The 14,689-nt window shown below is 66.2% G+C and carries 17 protein-coding genes and 1 tRNA gene; 13 read left to right on the top strand and 5 right to left on the bottom strand.

All coding sequences use genetic code 11. The features are described from left to right. Window positions 1-612 precede the first annotated feature (612 nt). A complete protein-coding gene (locus BW990_RS21390) occupies window positions 613-1,401 on the top strand; it encodes a hypothetical protein (RefSeq protein WP_143526172.1) in 789 nt (262 codons plus the stop codon). After that, window positions 1,328-1,711: a site-specific integrase gene (locus tag BW990_RS12340; RefSeq protein WP_076448356.1), complete on the top strand. Its 384-nt coding sequence runs from the start codon at window positions 1,328-1,330 to the stop codon at window positions 1,709-1,711. The genes BW990_RS21390 and BW990_RS12340 overlap by 74 nt, the downstream gene beginning before the upstream one ends. A gap of 264 nt (window positions 1,712-1,975) precedes the next feature. Here BW990_RS12340 and BW990_RS12345 read toward each other — a convergent pair. After that, a tRNA-Ser gene (locus tag BW990_RS12345) sits at window positions 1,976-2,065 on the bottom strand. 145 nt (window positions 2,066-2,210) lie between these two features. On the opposite strand from BW990_RS12345, the gene BW990_RS12350 reads away from it, so the two are divergent. The 7 genes from BW990_RS12350 to BW990_RS12380 all read left to right on the top strand — a co-directional run bounded on the left by BW990_RS12350 (window position 2,211) and on the right by BW990_RS12380 (window position 8,529). Continuing rightward, window positions 2,211-3,032: a DUF2059 domain-containing protein gene (locus tag BW990_RS12350; RefSeq protein WP_076448357.1), complete on the top strand. Its 822-nt coding sequence runs from the start codon at window positions 2,211-2,213 to the stop codon at window positions 3,030-3,032. Between the two features lie 233 nt (window positions 3,033-3,265). Beyond that, entirely contained in the window at window positions 3,266-3,916 is a 651-nt protein-coding gene (locus BW990_RS12355) for a 50S ribosomal protein L21 (RefSeq protein WP_076448358.1), read from the top strand. Window positions 3,917-3,943: 27 nt separating this feature from the next. Continuing rightward, the gene (rpmA, locus tag BW990_RS12360; protein ID WP_076448359.1) at window positions 3,944-4,213 is read left to right on the top strand and encodes a 50S ribosomal protein L27; all 270 of its coding nucleotides are present in this window, start codon (window positions 3,944-3,946) and stop codon (window positions 4,211-4,213) included. A gap of 215 nt (window positions 4,214-4,428) precedes the next feature. Further along, the gene (locus BW990_RS12365) at window positions 4,429-4,968 is read left to right on the top strand and encodes a GNAT family N-acetyltransferase (protein WP_076448360.1); all 540 of its coding nucleotides are present in this window, start codon (window positions 4,429-4,431) and stop codon (window positions 4,966-4,968) included. Between the two features lie 82 nt (window positions 4,969-5,050). After that, entirely contained in the window at window positions 5,051-6,109 is a 1,059-nt protein-coding gene (gene obgE / locus BW990_RS12370; protein WP_076448361.1) for a GTPase ObgE, read from the top strand. Next, window positions 6,097-7,203: a glutamate 5-kinase gene (gene proB / locus BW990_RS12375; RefSeq protein ID WP_076448362.1), complete on the top strand. Its 1,107-nt coding sequence runs from the start codon at window positions 6,097-6,099 to the stop codon at window positions 7,201-7,203. The genes obgE and proB overlap by 13 nt, the downstream gene beginning before the upstream one ends. Before the next feature lie 60 nt (window positions 7,204-7,263). Then, window positions 7,264-8,529, top strand: a complete 1,266-nt coding sequence (locus tag BW990_RS12380; protein ID WP_076448363.1) for a glutamate-5-semialdehyde dehydrogenase — start codon at window positions 7,264-7,266, stop codon at window positions 8,527-8,529. Window positions 8,530-8,592: 63 nt separating this feature from the next. Here BW990_RS12380 and BW990_RS12385 read toward each other — a convergent pair whose 3' ends face one another. After that, complete coding sequence (locus BW990_RS12385; protein WP_234990243.1) at window positions 8,593-9,216, bottom strand: histidine phosphotransferase family protein; 624 nt, start codon at window positions 9,214-9,216, stop codon at window positions 8,593-8,595. A gap of 11 nt (window positions 9,217-9,227) precedes the next feature. On the opposite strand from BW990_RS12385, the gene BW990_RS12390 reads away from it, so the two are divergent. From BW990_RS12390 to ccmE, 4 genes are all read left to right on the top strand, one after another. Beyond that, window positions 9,228-9,416 (top strand): DUF3553 domain-containing protein, encoded by a 189-nt coding sequence (locus tag BW990_RS12390; protein WP_076448364.1) that lies wholly within the window; start codon window positions 9,228-9,230, stop codon window positions 9,414-9,416. A gap of 112 nt (window positions 9,417-9,528) precedes the next feature. After that, window positions 9,529-10,353 (top strand): L-ornithine N(alpha)-acyltransferase, encoded by an 825-nt coding sequence (locus tag BW990_RS12395; protein WP_076448500.1) that lies wholly within the window; start codon window positions 9,529-9,531, stop codon window positions 10,351-10,353. Beyond that, a complete protein-coding gene (locus tag BW990_RS12400) occupies window positions 10,350-11,198 on the top strand; it encodes a lyso-ornithine lipid O-acyltransferase (protein ID WP_076448365.1) in 849 nt (282 codons plus the stop codon). The genes BW990_RS12395 and BW990_RS12400 overlap by 4 nt, the downstream gene beginning before the upstream one ends. A gap of 210 nt (window positions 11,199-11,408) precedes the next feature. Then, window positions 11,409-11,852 (top strand): cytochrome c maturation protein CcmE, encoded by a 444-nt coding sequence (ccmE, locus tag BW990_RS12405; RefSeq protein WP_076448501.1) that lies wholly within the window; start codon window positions 11,409-11,411, stop codon window positions 11,850-11,852. Window positions 11,853-11,994: 142 nt separating this feature from the next. On the opposite strand, the gene BW990_RS12410 is transcribed toward ccmE, so the two are convergent. The 3 genes from BW990_RS12410 to eno form a co-directional block, all read right to left on the bottom strand. Then, on the bottom strand, window positions 11,995-12,597 hold the full coding sequence (locus BW990_RS12410; RefSeq protein ID WP_076448366.1) for a DedA family protein: 603 nt from the start codon (window positions 12,595-12,597) through the stop codon (window positions 11,995-11,997). Window positions 12,598-12,644: 47 nt separating this feature from the next. Beyond that, window positions 12,645-13,301 (bottom strand): DUF7002 family protein, encoded by a 657-nt coding sequence (locus tag BW990_RS12415; RefSeq protein WP_200798046.1) that lies wholly within the window; start codon window positions 13,299-13,301, stop codon window positions 12,645-12,647. Window positions 13,302-13,400: 99 nt separating this feature from the next. Then, window positions 13,401-14,678 (bottom strand): phosphopyruvate hydratase, encoded by a 1,278-nt coding sequence (gene eno, locus BW990_RS12420; RefSeq protein ID WP_076448368.1) that lies wholly within the window; start codon window positions 14,676-14,678, stop codon window positions 13,401-13,403. Window positions 14,679-14,689 lie beyond the last annotated feature (11 nt).

A 14,689-nucleotide genomic window follows, 5' to 3' on the forward strand; every position in this document is an offset into this window, starting at 1 on the left:
CTTCCTCGGTCCCATCATCGCCAATCCTCCCACCCATCGGCGGAATTGAATCAGCACCACGGCCCTCGATCAAGCGCGGGTTTTTCAACGGAATACGCCCTTCCAGTAAACCTCTTTCCATCGCTCAAGATGCTTGCGAATGCCGCGGCGAGGTGCGCTGGAGATGTAGATAGGGCGTGACCACAGGAAATCGTCATGAAGGTGATCTGGGTCCACCTTTGCGGCAGAGGCGGGCATGCGTCTTCTGCCTCCAGGAGCTCCACGTCAGACGAATCGGTCATGTGTTTTGCCCCCTGAGAAAGGCATTCAAACCAAGCACCGGGGCATGAGCCGAACCTTACTTCCTTCCCACAAGCAATGTGCGATGGAGTGCGGATCGATGTCCAAAAAAACTAATCAAACCCAGACTTCGGTTTCTGGAGAAACGGCCAATGTCCTCGACACGATGAAACCGAGGCTCAGGGCGTGTGTCGTCGCAAGGCTGAGTGGTTTGTCCCAGAGGGCGATCACGCAGCATGCCGCGAACGACTGGATTCCAGGAGCCGCCAAACACGGCGGCCTCTGGACGTTCGATCACGACTTGGCCCTCCAATGGGTTAGAGAGGGCAGCAGATGTCAACCAACACAAAACTCCCGAAAAACATCTACAAACCGGCAAACACAAAATTCTACTGGCTCCGTGTCAAGATCAACGGCCAAACCCACCGAGAAAGTCTTCGAACAACATCTCTCCGCGTTGCGGAAAAAAGGGCCAAGAGCCGCGTAGGGGAGTTGCGAGGAAAGGAGGAGGCGGGAGAACTCGAATGGAAGTTCTCCGCTGGCTGGGTCAAATTCTACGAAAAACTGGATCAAGAAGGCTCAGGATGGAGCGCAGAAACCCGCAAGCGCTACCAAACGAGCCTCAGGCAAATCCTCCGTGTTTTGGACCACATTTTTACCGATCTCGATCGCGACATCAGTAGTGTCTCGGCATCGGAAGTTAGTGTTTCCATCGTGTCCGAGTTCGTAGCTCGACGCCAGGATGAGCGAGTAGCTGTAGGCACAATCAATCGAGACCTGACAGCCTTCGGTCAGCTGATGAAAGCAATCAAAAATGATGGCTGGATAAAGGAAAACCCAGTCAGAGTATTCGAGAGGCAAGGGATGAAGGAAGTGCTCCCTGATATCGTTATTCCCACCGATGAAGCGATTGCAAAGCTTTCAGCGCGTGCGCCTGGCACTTTGGCTCATTTTCCAGGTTTCCTGTGTGCCACTGGCGGACGGGTGACGGAGATGGCGCGGTTGCAATGGCGGGATATCGCTGGACTGGAAAAGCCGGTCGAAGGGAATGTTCTGGCTACCTTGCGATTTACGAAGGGGGGGGAAAGTTCGAACCATCGAGCTCACACAGGAGGCGATTGACATCCTTTTGAAAGTTCCACGTTCGAACGAGTCTGCCTATGTGTTCTGGAACAGAACCGAGCATGGGTTCTATCAGGATGCCTCCAGCCTTTTCTGGGAGTATGGACAGGACACCGATTTCGGCGCGCGCCTTCACGATCTGCGCCACAAGTTCGCGATCGATAGGCTGCGCGAGGGTTGGTCGATTTACAGGGTTCAGAAATGCATCGGCCACGACTCGGTCAAAACGACAGCGCGATACTATTTTCGCTATCTTTCCCAGCAGCAGCAGGACCGTGTGCGTTCTGATGGAGACAACGGTTTCCGGTAAAGAAAGCTTTAAGCTGAGTCTTAGAGGGGGATGTTGCAGCAGCAAGGTCCCCTTTTTCCTGTCGTGGAGCGGAAAGCTCAGGACAGCGAGCACCGCCGAGGTGGTATGGAAACGAGTATAGACCGGACAAAAGGGGCATAGTCAGCATAGGCGGAAGCTCGAAAAAGGGTCATAGTATGACGCCTCTGCCCCATCGCAGGGGGCTTATCAATGACGCAACCCGCCCTGAGGCTCTGACTAAACTCTTGCTATCAAATGGGAAAGTGGCGGAGAGACAGGGATTCGAACCCTGGGACCCCGTGAAGGGTCAACGGTTTTCGAGACCGCCCCGTTCGACCACTCCGGCACCTCTCCGCGGGGGTCTGGTGCGGCGACATACCCAAGCGCGCGGGCGCTTGCAACCCGGCCCGAGAGGAAATTTGCGCGCGCGCGCCGCAACGGTTGGAAAGCGCCGCGCCAGCACGTATCTCTATACCATTGCCGGCAAGGAGCGGACATCATGTTCATGCGCAACATTCTGGGCGGTTTCGGCCTCGCCGCATGCCTGCCGATCGGCGGCGCCGCGGCGCAGACGGCGGATGTCGACGCGCTCATCGCGCTTTTGCGCATCGACGACACGGTGGCGATCATGCGCGCCGAGGGTCAGCGCTATGCCGACGACCTCGCGCAGGACATGTTCGGCGGCGCCAATGCCAGCTGGCAGGACACGGTGGATGCCATCTACGACCCGTCGATGATGACCGCCAGCGTCTCGGACACCTTCCGCGCGTCGATCGATCCCGACGCGGTGGGCCCGCTTCTGGAGTTCTTCGGCAGCGATCTCGGACGCGAGGTGGTCGCCTTGGAGATCGGCGCGCGCGAGGCGCTGCTCGACGAGGGCGTGGAGGAGGCGGCGCGGGCGGAATACCGCGAGCTGACCGGCACCGGCGATTCCAAGCTGCAGCTGATCGAGCGCTTCATCGAGACCAACGATCTCATAGAGCAGAACGTGACCGGCGCGCTCAACGCTTCCTACGCGTTCTATTCGGGGCTCGCGGATGGCGGCGCGCTGGAGATGAGCGAGGCCGAGATGCTCGACGATATCTGGAGCCAGGAAGAGGCCACGCGCACCGATACCGAGGAATGGGTCTGGGGCTACCTGATGATGGCCTACGGGCCGCTGTCCGAAGAGGCGCTGGAGCGCTACGTGACGCTGTCGGAATCGGAGCCGGGCGAGGCGCTGAACAAGGCGCTTTTCGCGGGGTTCAACCGGATGTACGACGAGATCAGCTACGCCATGGGCCTCGGCGCCGCGGCGGAGATGGCGGGCACCGATCTCTGAGCGTCGCGGGATGGGGCAGGGCGGCGCAGAACGCGCCAAATTCCCGGCTGCGGGTGCTTGACAGCGGCGCCTCTGCTGCGCATAAGCGCGGCTCTGACATGCGGGGCTTCGGGCCCCGTCTGTCGTTTTGAATTCATGACGCCCGATCGGGCGCGCTGTTCGAGGCGGGGATGGTCCCCGAAACACGCCCCAGGGGCGCGGCCACAGGACGCGGAAGCAGAAGGAAGACGCGCATGTTCGCGGTGATGAAGACCGGCGGCAAGCAATACAAGGTCCAGGCGGGCGATACGCTCCGCGTGGAGAAGCTTGCGGCCGATGCTGGCGAGAAAGTCCAGTTCAACGAGGTTCTGATGCTGGGCGGCGACAGCACGACCGTCGGTGCGCCCTTCGTCGAGGGTGCCGCCGTGCAGGCCGAGATCGTCGACCAGGTGAAGGGTGACAAGGTCATCCACTTCGTCAAGCGCCGCCGGAAGCACTCTTCGCAGCGCACCAAGGGTCACCGTCAGCAGCTGACGATGATCCGCGTGACCGACATCCTCGCCTCGGGCGCGGACGCCTCGGGCGTGAAGGCCGCGGTCGGCGCAGGCATCCTTCCGCGCGGCATGGGCGCGGAGAAGTACGTCGCCAACAAGGCCGAGCAGTCGGACATGAAGGCGCGGGTGAAGAACGACGAAGCGCAGGAAAAGTCCGCCGCGAAGGCTGGCGTGTCGGAAGGCGCCAAGGACGATCTCAAGGAGATCAACGGCATCGGTCCGGCGGCAGAAGCCAAGCTGAACGACGCGGGCATCACCACCTTCGCGCAGCTCGCAGCCATCGACGCCGACAGCTTCGAGGCCGTGAAGGTCAAGCCGGAATGGGTCGAAGAGGCCAAGACGCGCGCGTAAGCGGCACAGATCAAGGAGACTAAACCCATGGCACATAAAAAAGCAGGCGGTTCCTCCCGCAACGGTCGCGACTCCGCAGGACGCCGTCTCGGCGTCAAGCTCTATGGCGGTCAGCGCGCGATCCCCGGCAACATCATCGTGCGTCAGCGCGGCACCAAGTTCTATGCAGGCGAAGGCGTCGGCATGGGCAAGGATCACACGCTGTTCGCGACGGATGAAGGCGCGGTGACCTTCCGCAAGGGCCTCAAGGGGCGCACCTTCGTTTCCGTGCTGCCAGTGGCCGAGGCCGCAGAGTAAAGCCGAGCCGCATATCGGACACCTTGAGGGGGATCGGCGGCGCGCCGGTCCCCTTTGTCTTTCGTTCCATTCATCCATTCCGACCGCTCCACGCGGCTGAAATCATTAAATATCACGCTGTCACATGAATTCCGCGATCCCGCGTCATACATGACATGCAGGGCCGACCGCGCCGGGGAGGGTGCGGCCCGGCCCATCCCAGGAGGAGACCCGTCATGAGCCTTGACCAGACCAGCCTTCAGCCCACGATCACGACCGAGCGGTTCGCGCTGCGCCCGTTGCGCATGTCCGACCAGGGCCTGATCGCGCATTATGCGGGCGACAAGCGGGTGGCCTGCATGACCGGGGCGATCCCGCATCCCTATCCGCCGGGCGCCGCCGAGGCCTATATCGCCCGCGCGCAATCCCCCGACCGGGTGGAGGACATCTGGGCCATCGACGGCCAGCTGTCGGGCGCGCCGGAACTGATGGGCGTGATCGCGCTGAAGCGCATGGACCGCAACCAGTCCGAGATCGGCTACTGGGTGGCGCCGGCCTTCTGGAATACCGGGCTTGCCTCGGATGCCGTGCGCGCGCTGGTGGAGGCCAACCCGATGCACAACGCCACCATGTTCGCCGCGGTGCTGCAGGACAACGCCGCCTCGGCGCGGGTCCTGGTGAATTGCGGCTTCGATTACATCGGCGATGCGGAACAATTCTGCATCGCGCGCCAGGCGAATATCCCGACCTGGACCTATCTGAAACAACTCGGCTGATGCGGGGCGGATTGCGGCGGGCCTTGAGCGCGCGCGGCAATCCGATTATCGCCTCAGCCATCCATTCCGCGAGGCGCGACCCATGAAATTCCTCGACCTCTGCAAGGTCTATATCCGCTCAGGCTCCGGCGGGTCGGGTGCGGCCAGCTTCCGGCGCGAGAAGTATATCGAGTATGGCGGCCCGGATGGCGGCGATGGCGGCGATGGCGGTTCGGTCATCGTGGAGGCCGTGGACGGCCTCAACACGCTGATCGACTTCCGCTACCAGCAGCATTTCTTCGCCGAGAACGGGCAGGGCGGCATGGGCCGCCAGCGCACCGGGCGCGACGGCAAGGACATCGTGCTGCGCGTGCCCGTGGGCACCGAGATCCTCGACGAGGATCAGGAGACGGTGCTGGCCGACATGACCGAGCTGGGCCAGAAGGTCACGCTGGCCAAGGGCGGCAATGGCGGCTGGGGCAACGTGCATTTCAAGACCTCCACCAACCAGGCGCCGCGCCGGGCCAATCCCGGTCAGCCGGGGGTAGACCGGACCATCTGGCTGCGACTCAAGCTGATCGCCGATGTGGGCCTTCTGGGCCTGCCCAATGCGGGCAAGTCGACCTTCCTCGCCGCGACCTCGAACGCGCGGCCCAAGATCGCCGATTATCCCTTCACCACGCTGCATCCCAATCTCGGCGTCGTCGCGGTCGACGGGGCGGAATTCGTGGTGGCCGACATTCCCGGGCTGATCGAGGGCGCGCATGAAGGCCGGGGCCTCGGCGATCTGTTCCTCGGCCACGTGGAGCGGTGCGCGGCGCTGCTGCACCTCGTCGACGGCACCTCGGGCACGCTCATTGAGGATTACCGGACCATCATCGACGAGATCGAGGCCTATGGCGCGGGGCTTGCCGACAAGCCGCGGATCACCGTGCTGAACAAGATCGACGCGCTCGACGACGAGTTGATCACCTTCCTGCGCGAGGAGCTCGAGGAAGAGGCCGGGACGCGGGTCTACACCATGTCCGCCATCTCGGGCGACGGGGTCACGAACGTGCTCCGGGCGCTGCGCCCCGAGGTCGAGGAGGCCCGCAAGCGCCGCCGCAAGGCCGAGCGCGCGGAGGACGCGGTCCACGAGGAGAGCGGCGGATGGGAGCCCTGATCGCGGCGCGCAGGCTGGTCGTCAAGATCGGCTCCGCGCTGCTGGTCGACCGGCAGACGGGCGCGCTGCGCAGCGACTGGCTGCACGCCATGGCCGAGGACGTGGCGCGGATCCGGGCGCGCGGCACGGATGTGGTGCTGGTCTCCTCGGGCTCCATCGCGTTGGGCCGCCGGGTGCTGCGCCTGCCCGCCACCGATCTCGCGCTGGAGCAGAGCCAGGCGGCGGCGGCGGTGGGGCAGATCCGGCTCGCGCGGGCTTGGGAAGAGGCGCTGACGCCACACGGGATCACAACGGCTCAGGTGCTCGTGACGCTCGAGGATTCCGCCGACCGGCGCCGCTATCTCAATTCCCGCGCGACGATGGAGGCGCTGCTCGGCCATGGCGTTGTGCCCATCGTGAACGAGAACGACACCGTGGCCACCGACGAGATCCGCTATGGCGACAACGACCGTCTGGCCGCGCAGGTCGCGGTGACCGCGGGCGCGGACGTGCTGGTTCTGCTGTCGGACGTGGACGGTTTTTATTCGGGCAACCCCGCCACCGATCCGCAGGCCACCCGCTACGACGAGATCGCGGTGATCACGCCCGAGATCGAGGCGATGGCGGGCGATGCGGGGTCGGGCCTTTCCAAGGGCGGCATGAAGACCAAGCTGATGGCGGCCAAGACCGCGACGGCGGCGGGTTGCGCCATGGCGATCACCGAAGGCTCCGCGCTGCACCCGCTCAAGGCGCTGGAGGATGGCGCGCCGGCGACCTGGTTCACGCCGCAGGGCGATCCGCACACGGCGCGCAAGCGCTGGATCGCGGCGATGAAGCCTCGCGGCGTGCTGACGCTCGATGCCGGTGCGGTGGCGGCGCTGCAGGCGGGCCGGTCGCTGCTGCCCGCGGGGATCCGCGCGGTCGAGGGCACGTTCGGACGCGGCGACCCGGTGACGATCCGCGGCGCGGATGGCGCGGCGCTGGGGCAGGGGCTGACACGCTATACCGCCGCCGAGGCGCGCGCGATCCGGGGGCACAAATCCGCCGAGATCGAGGCGATCCTCGGCTATCCGGGGCGCGCCGTTCTGGTGCATCGCGACGACATGGCGCTCTGATCCGTGTTAGGATCGGCGGACGAGATAAGACCGGACGAGACGGGAGCGAAGGGAAGGCACATGAAGGATCACGACACCATCGCTGCGCTGATGGAGGATATCGGCGCACGGGCCAAGCGGGCCGCAGGCGCGCTGGCCTTCGCGCCGCCCGAGGCCAAGGCCAACGCGCTCGAAGCGGCGGCGGATGCGCTCGGTCAGCGCCTGCCGGAGATCCTGTCGTCCAACGCGAAGGACCTCGAATACGGGCGCGACAAGGGGCTGTCGGACGCGATGATGGACCGGCTGACGCTGGATGCCGCGCGCGTCGCGGCGATGGCGAAAGCCCTGCGCGACATCGCCGCGCTGCCCGATCCGGTGGGTGCGGTGATGGCGGAATGGGACCGGCCCTCGGGTCTGCACATCCAGCGCGTGCGCACGCCGCTGGGCGTCGTCGGCGTGATCTATGAAAGCCGTCCCAACGTGACGGCGGATGCGGGCGCGCTCTGCCTCAAGGCGGGCAACGCGGTGATCCTGCGCGGCGGCTCCGAGAGCTTCCATTCCTCCCAGGCGATCCATGCCTGCCTCGTCGACGGCCTGCGCGCGGCAGGTCTGCCGGAAGACGCGATCCAGCTCGTGCCCACCCGGGACCGTGTGGCGGTCAGCCACCTCCTGGGCATGACGGAGTACGTGGACGTGATCGTGCCGCGCGGCGGCAAGGGGCTGGTCGGGCTCGTGCAGCGCGAGGCGCGGGTGCCGGTCTTCGCCCATCTTGAGGGCATCGTGCACATCTATGTCGACAAGGCCGCCGACCCGCAGAAGGTGCTGGACGTGGTGATGAACGCCAAGACGCGGCGGACGGGCATCTGCGGCGCCGCCGAGTGCCTGCTGATCCACGAGGACGTGGTTGAGACGATCGGGCAGGGTGTGATCCGCGCGCTGATCGATGCGGGCGTCGAGGTGCGCGGCGACGCGCGGCTTGCCGAGATCCCCGGGGTCGTGGCGGCTGGCGAAGAGGATTGGGGCCGCGAATATCTCGACATGATCATGGCCGCGAAGGTCGTTCCGGACGTGGACGGCGCCATCGAGCATATCCGGCGGCATTCCTCCTCGCATACCGAATGCATCCTGACCGAGGATGCCGACACCGCCGCGCGTTTCTTCGCGCGGGTCGATTCGGCGATCCTGATGCACAACGCTTCGACGCAGTTCGCCGACGGGGCCGAGTTCGGCATGGGCGCCGAGATCGGCATCGCCACTGGCAAGATGCATGCGCGCGGACCGGTCGGGGTCGAGCAGCTGACGAGCTTCAAGTATCTCGTGACGGGCGACGGCACCACGCGGGCGTGACGCGCCCGCATAGCGCGGGCGTATCGGACGGGGCCGCGGGCATGCGGGCGCTGCCGGGCGCCGTCAGACCGACAGCGTCAGGCGGGCCTCGCCGCGTCCGACGGTGATCGCGCGGCCGAGATCGGCGGCGACGATGGGCAGCAGCATGAACTGCACATGGGCGGGCGTCGGCGTTTCGGTCAGGGGCGTTCCGGTCAGCGTCGACCAGAGCGACGCATCCACCGACAGCGCCTCGGAGTCCGCGTGCAGCTGCCAATGCCCGTCCTGCCGGGTGATGTCGATCCGCCCGCCGCGCGGCAGCGCCGTCTCGAAACAGAGATAGGCGAGAAACACGAGCTGCACGTCGCTGCGCGGCAGGTCGCCCGTGGCCTGCCAATCGGGGCGCTGCCGCCCGCCTGAGGCGAAATCGATGAGGATCGCGCCGGCTTCGTTGGCGGACATCGTCTGGTCGGACTGCATCGAGGAGCCGAAGGCCACCCGGAAGAAGCGGATGCGCGCCTGCGCCGCGCGGCAGGAATCCGACACGAGCTCCAGCTCCGGACCGTCGGCGCCGCCGGGGATCATCGCCATGAGCTCGATCCCGTTGCCGATCGCGCCGATCGGCGAAATCAGGTCGTGGCAGATGCGCGAGCCTATCAGCGCCGCGAGGTCTGCGGTACCGTGTCGTGAAATCATCGTCTTATCCATGAGGCCCGTCCATGTCCGAAGATTTGAATGCGATGCTCGAGCCGGGCATGCTGGTCGAGCACCCCGACCGCCCGGACTGGGGAAGGGGCCAGGTGCAGTCCAACATAAACGGACGCATCACGGTGAATTTCAGGGATGAAGGCAAGGTGGTCATCGATGGATCCCGCGTGTTCCTGGTGCCGGTCTTCGGGGAAGACTAGGCCCACATGCTTAGCAGAACCTTAACAGCAGATCCCGCGGCCGTTGCAATCACGGAGCTGGCTGCCTAACTGGACCGGGTTTTTGGAAAGGACCGTCTGGATGCCGATGCCGATGCCGGACAGGGGACCGCGATTTCGCGTGGGCTTGGCCCGGACGCCGGATGCGCTCCGCGCGGCGCAGCGGCTGCGCTACCGGGTCTTCGTGGAGGAGCTGGGCGGCGGCGGCACCATGGTCGACCACGCCGCGCGGATAGAGCAGGACCGCTTCGATGCCGTCTGCGATCACCTGCTGCTTTACGACGATGCCCGGCCAGCCGATCCGGTGGTGGGCGTCTACCGATTGCTGCGCGATGCGGGCGCGCGGGCCGTGGGAGGGTTCTATTCGGAGGGGGAATACGACCTCGCGCCGCTGCGCCGCACCAACCGTCCGCTGCTGGAGCTCGGGCGCTCCTGCCTGCAACCCGATTATCGGGGCGGGGCGGCGATGATGCATCTCTGGCAGGGGGTCGCCGATTATGTGGAGGATCACGGCCCGCAGATCCTGTTCGGCGTTGCGAGCTTTCACGGCACCGACGCCGCGGCCCTGGCCCAGCCGCTGGCCAACCTGCATCACCGCCACCTTGCGCCGCCCGAACTGCGCGTGCGCTCGCGCGCCTTTCAGCCGATGGACCTTCTGCCCGAAGACCGCATCGACCGCCGTCAGGCGGTGCGCGACACGCCCGCGCTCATCAAGGCCTATCTGCGGCTGGGCGGCATGGTGGGCGAGGGCGCTTTCGTCGACCGGGCCTTCAACACCGTCGATGTCTGCCTCGTCATGGAGACCGCGCGCCTGAAGGCGGCGCGGCAGAGCGGCGTCTATGCGCCGCGCGCGGGCGACAGGGGCGAGCAGGGCGACCGGGGCGAGACCGGCGCACGGCTCGGCGCGGGGTCCCGATGACCACCTGGGACGGCCGCGAGGAACCCGCGACGCCGCGCCTCGGCCCGGGCGACTGGCTGCGCGTCGTCGGACGGGGCGTGCCTCTGGGCCTCGTGGTCTTCGGCGGGCTGGCGCTCTTGCTGCTCACCCGGCTGATCGAGCGGCCGCTCTGCGGCATGCGCCGCCCGGTCACGCCCTATATCACCCAAGGGGTCTGCCGCGCGGCCTTCGTCCTTCTGCGCCTGCCGATCCGGCACCGTGGCACGCCCCTGCGCAAGCATGGCGCGCTGGTGGCCAACCACACGTCCTGGCTCGATATTTTCGCGCTCAATTCCCGGATGAACCTCTATTTCGTGTCCAAGGCCGAGGTGGCGGGCTGGCCCGGCATCGGCTGGCTCGCGCGGGCCACGGGCACGGTCTTCATCGAACGCGACCGCCGCCACGCCGCCGAGCAGACCCGCATCTTCGAATGGCGGCTGCATCACGGCCACAAGCTGGTGTTCTTTCCCGAGGGCACCTCGACCGACGGGATGCGCGTCCTGCCCTTCAAGACCACGTTGTTCGAGGCCTTCCTCAACCCGCGTATCCGCCACGAGATGCATCTGCAGGCGGTCACGATCCGCTATCAGCCGCCGGGGAATGCGCCGGCGCATTTCTACGGGTGGTGGGGGAACATGGCTTTCGGCCCGCACCTTCTGAAGACGCTGGCGGCGCCGCGGCAGGGCGCGGTGGAACTGACCTATCATCCGCCCGTCCGGGTGGACGATTTCCCCAACCGCAAGACGCTGGCCCGGCATCTCGAGGACCAGGTGCGGGGCGGGCATGGCAAGGCGCACGGGGATCGTATTGGGGAGAGCGGGCGGTGATCGTGGGCTTCGTTGGAAGGGCTGGCGGACGGGGTCCGGCGATCTTCCCTGCGGGTGCGCCCGCACGGGCCGATCCGCTCCTCGTTTTTGCCTACCGATACGCGCGGCCGCATCGCTGCGGATGCGCGCGCAGGCTCTAGGCGCGGGGCGCCAAAGCGCATATATGCGAAACATCGCATATTTCTCCGGGGGGAGCGGAAGATCATGGCCCTGAAAAACCTCAAGAAGAAACGCCGCATCCAGATCGTGGCGCTGACCGCCGTGGCGCTGATGGCCTCGACCGCGCTCATCGGCTACGCGATGCGCGACGGCATCAACTTCTTCCGCTCGCCGAGCCAGGTCGCAGAGGCGCCGCCCGCCCCGAACGAGGTCTTCCGCATCGGCGGGCTCGTGGAGGAGGGCAGCCTCAAGCGCGGGCAGGGCGAGACCGTGTCCTTCAGCGTCACCGATGGCGGCGCCAGCGTTCCGGTCACCTATCGCGGCGTGCTGCCGGATCTCTTCGAGGAGAACCAGGGCATGGTCGGCACCGGACGGCTGGTCGACGGCACGTTCGAAGCCTCGGAAATCCTCGCCAAGCACGACGAGACCTACATGCCGAAGGAAGTTGTCGATGCGCTGAAGGCGCAGGGGGTCTACCAGGAGCCCGAGAGCTGAGCCGCAAGTTCGGGCCTGCGGGACGGACCATCTTTCGCCAGGCCGGGCCGGATTGCGGCACGCGTGACTGGGCCGTCGCGGCCACCCCGCGCAGCGCAGCTGACCGGTTGCGGGATGCGATAACGGCCGGGATACCCGTCGATCACTCCCCGCGCGTGGGATAGGTGGCCACCCGCCAGAGATACCACAGCACCAACACCGCCACGACGAGGTTAGAGACCGGGCCGGTATAGCGGCCCACCACCTCGTAATGCTGGCCGAGATACCAACCGGCGACCGCGAGGAACGCGGTCCAGATCACCGTGCCGATGCTCGTATAGATGAGGAAGCGCCGCAGGGTCATCTCGGACAGCCCCGCCGGGACCGAGATCAGCGTGCGGACACCGGGGATCAGGCGCCCGACCAGCACCGCCTTGTGTCCATGGGCGTCGAACCAGGCATCGGCGCGGTCCACGTCCTCGGGCGTCAGGGTCAGCCAGCGCCCGTGCCGGGCGGCAAAGTGGCGCAGGCCCGCCGTGCCGATCTTGATGCCGATCCAGTACCACAGGATCGCCCCGGCGATCGCGCCCACCGCGCCCGCGACGATCATCAGGAACAGCGATTTGTCCCCGACCGAGGCGGAATAGCCCGCAAGCGGCATGACGATCTCGGACGGGATGGGCGGAAAGACGTTCTCGATGAACATCAGCCCGGCCACCGCCCAATAGCCGTATTCAGTGATAAAGGTGGTGATCCAGCCGGACATGAATGCTCCGTTGTGGTTCGATTGTGAGGATTTCGGGGACGAACGCCTCAGGGGCCGTCGGGGTTGCATCCGGGCGGCGCTTCGATTGCAAGAAGGCATGCGGCAAGGGCGTCGGGATCGAGGCCGCCCGCAAGCGATAGCTCCGCGACCCGGTCGGGCCCCCGGGCCAGCCCGCGCCGGCGGCGGTTCTCGCGAAACGCGGGCAAGCCGTCCGTTGCCGAGACGAATAGCCAGTCGCCGCGCCGGGCCCGGGCGCCGCCCTGGCGGAAATTGCCCGAATTGATCGGTGAGAGCGCGATGCGCGCGGCATGGGCCGCCAGCAGCGCGTCGGTCGAGAACCACAGCACCGCGAGCGGCAGATCGCGGGCGATGCTGGCCCGGAAGGCCGCGCCGCGGGCCTCGGGCCAGAAGAACACCCTCTCGTCGAGGTGCCGCGCCCAGCTTTCGGGATCGTGCCCGTCGAGCATGCGCCGCGCGGCGGCGATGCCGTCGAGGATGGGCTTCTGATGGGTCAGCGCCGCGTCGATGCCGCCCCCGGTGAGCCTCAGACGGTGCGCACGCAGCGCGATGGCGTTCGGATCGGTCCCGGCGCGCGTCGCCAGATGCGCCGCGGGCCAAATCCCGGTTACGCGAATGGAGGGCAGGTTGCGGGCGGGCGTGACATGCGCGAGCCGCGATCCGATGTGATCGGCAAGCTCACGCATCGGCCCGCGCCGATCCGAGGCCGGGGCCACAGGCCCCGGACGAGACATCATGGATGCGGGCCCGCAGGCCCGCATGCCGCTGGATCGCGGGGCCGAAGATCAGCCGCGCAGGATCGAGGTGCCGGCATATTCGGCGGTCTCGCCCAGCATCTCCTCGATCCGGATGAGCTGGTTGTATTTCGCCAGCCGGTCCGAGCGCGCGAGGCTGCCGGTCTTGATCTGCCCGCAATTGGTGGCGACGGCGAGATCGGCGATGGTCGCGTCCTCGGTCTCGCCCGAGCGGTGCGACATGACGTTGGTATAGCGCGCGCGATGGGCCATCTCGACCGCCTGCAGCGTCTCGGTGAGCGAGCCGATCTGGTTCACCTTCACGAGCATGGAGTTGGCCACGCCGCGGGCGATCCCGTCCTTGAGGCGCTTGGGGTTGGTGACGAAGAGATCGTCGCCCACAAGCTGCACCCGGTCGCCGAGCTTGTAGGTCAGCATCTTCCAGCCGTCCCAATCGTCCTCGGACATGCCGTCCTCGATCGAGATGATCGGGTAGGCGTCGCAGAGCGCCGCGAGGTAATCGGCGTTTTCCTCGGATGACAGCGACTTGCCTTCGCCCTTCATCTCGTACTTGCCGTCCTTGAAATACTCGGTCGCGGCGCAGTCGAGCGCGAGATACATGTCCTCGCCGGGCGTGTAGCCCGCCTTCTCGATGCTTTTCAGGATGAAATCGAGCGCGTCGCGGGTCGAACCCAGCTCGGGCGCGAAGCCGCCTTCATCGCCGAGGCCCGTGGACATGCCCGCGGCCGAAAGCTCCTTCTTCAGCGTGTGGAAGACCTCGGAGCCCATGCGGACCGCGTCGCGGATATTCTCCGCGGCGACCGGCATGATCATGAATTCCTGGATGTCGATCGGGTTGTCGGCATGTTCGCCGCCATTGATGATGTTCATCATCGGCACCGGCAGCAGGCGCGCCGAGGTGCCGCCCACGTAGCGATAAAGCGGCTGGCCGGTGTAATCCGCGGCGGCCTTGGCCACGGCGAGCGAAACGCCGAGGATCGCGTTGGCGCCGAGGCGGCCCTTGTTGTCGGTGCCGTCGAGCTCGATCATCGCGCCGTCGATGCCGACCTGCTCGGTGGCGTCCATGCCGACGATCTCCTCGGCGATCTCGCCGTTCACCGCGGCCACGGCCTCGAGCACGCCTTTGCCTTTGTAGCGGGCCGCGTCGCCGTCGCGGCGCTCGACCGCCTCGTAGGCGCCGGTGGAGGCGCCCGACGGTACCGCGGCGCGGCCCATCGTGCCGTCTTCCAGCGTGACGTCGACCTCGACCGTGGGATTGCCGCGGCTGTCCAGAATCTCGCGGGCATGGATGTCGATGATGATGCTCATGGGGTCAGATC

Source organism: Roseivivax lentus, from assembly GCF_900156805.1.
GTDB classification, from domain to species: Bacteria; Pseudomonadota; Alphaproteobacteria; order Rhodobacterales; family Rhodobacteraceae; genus Roseivivax; species Roseivivax lentus.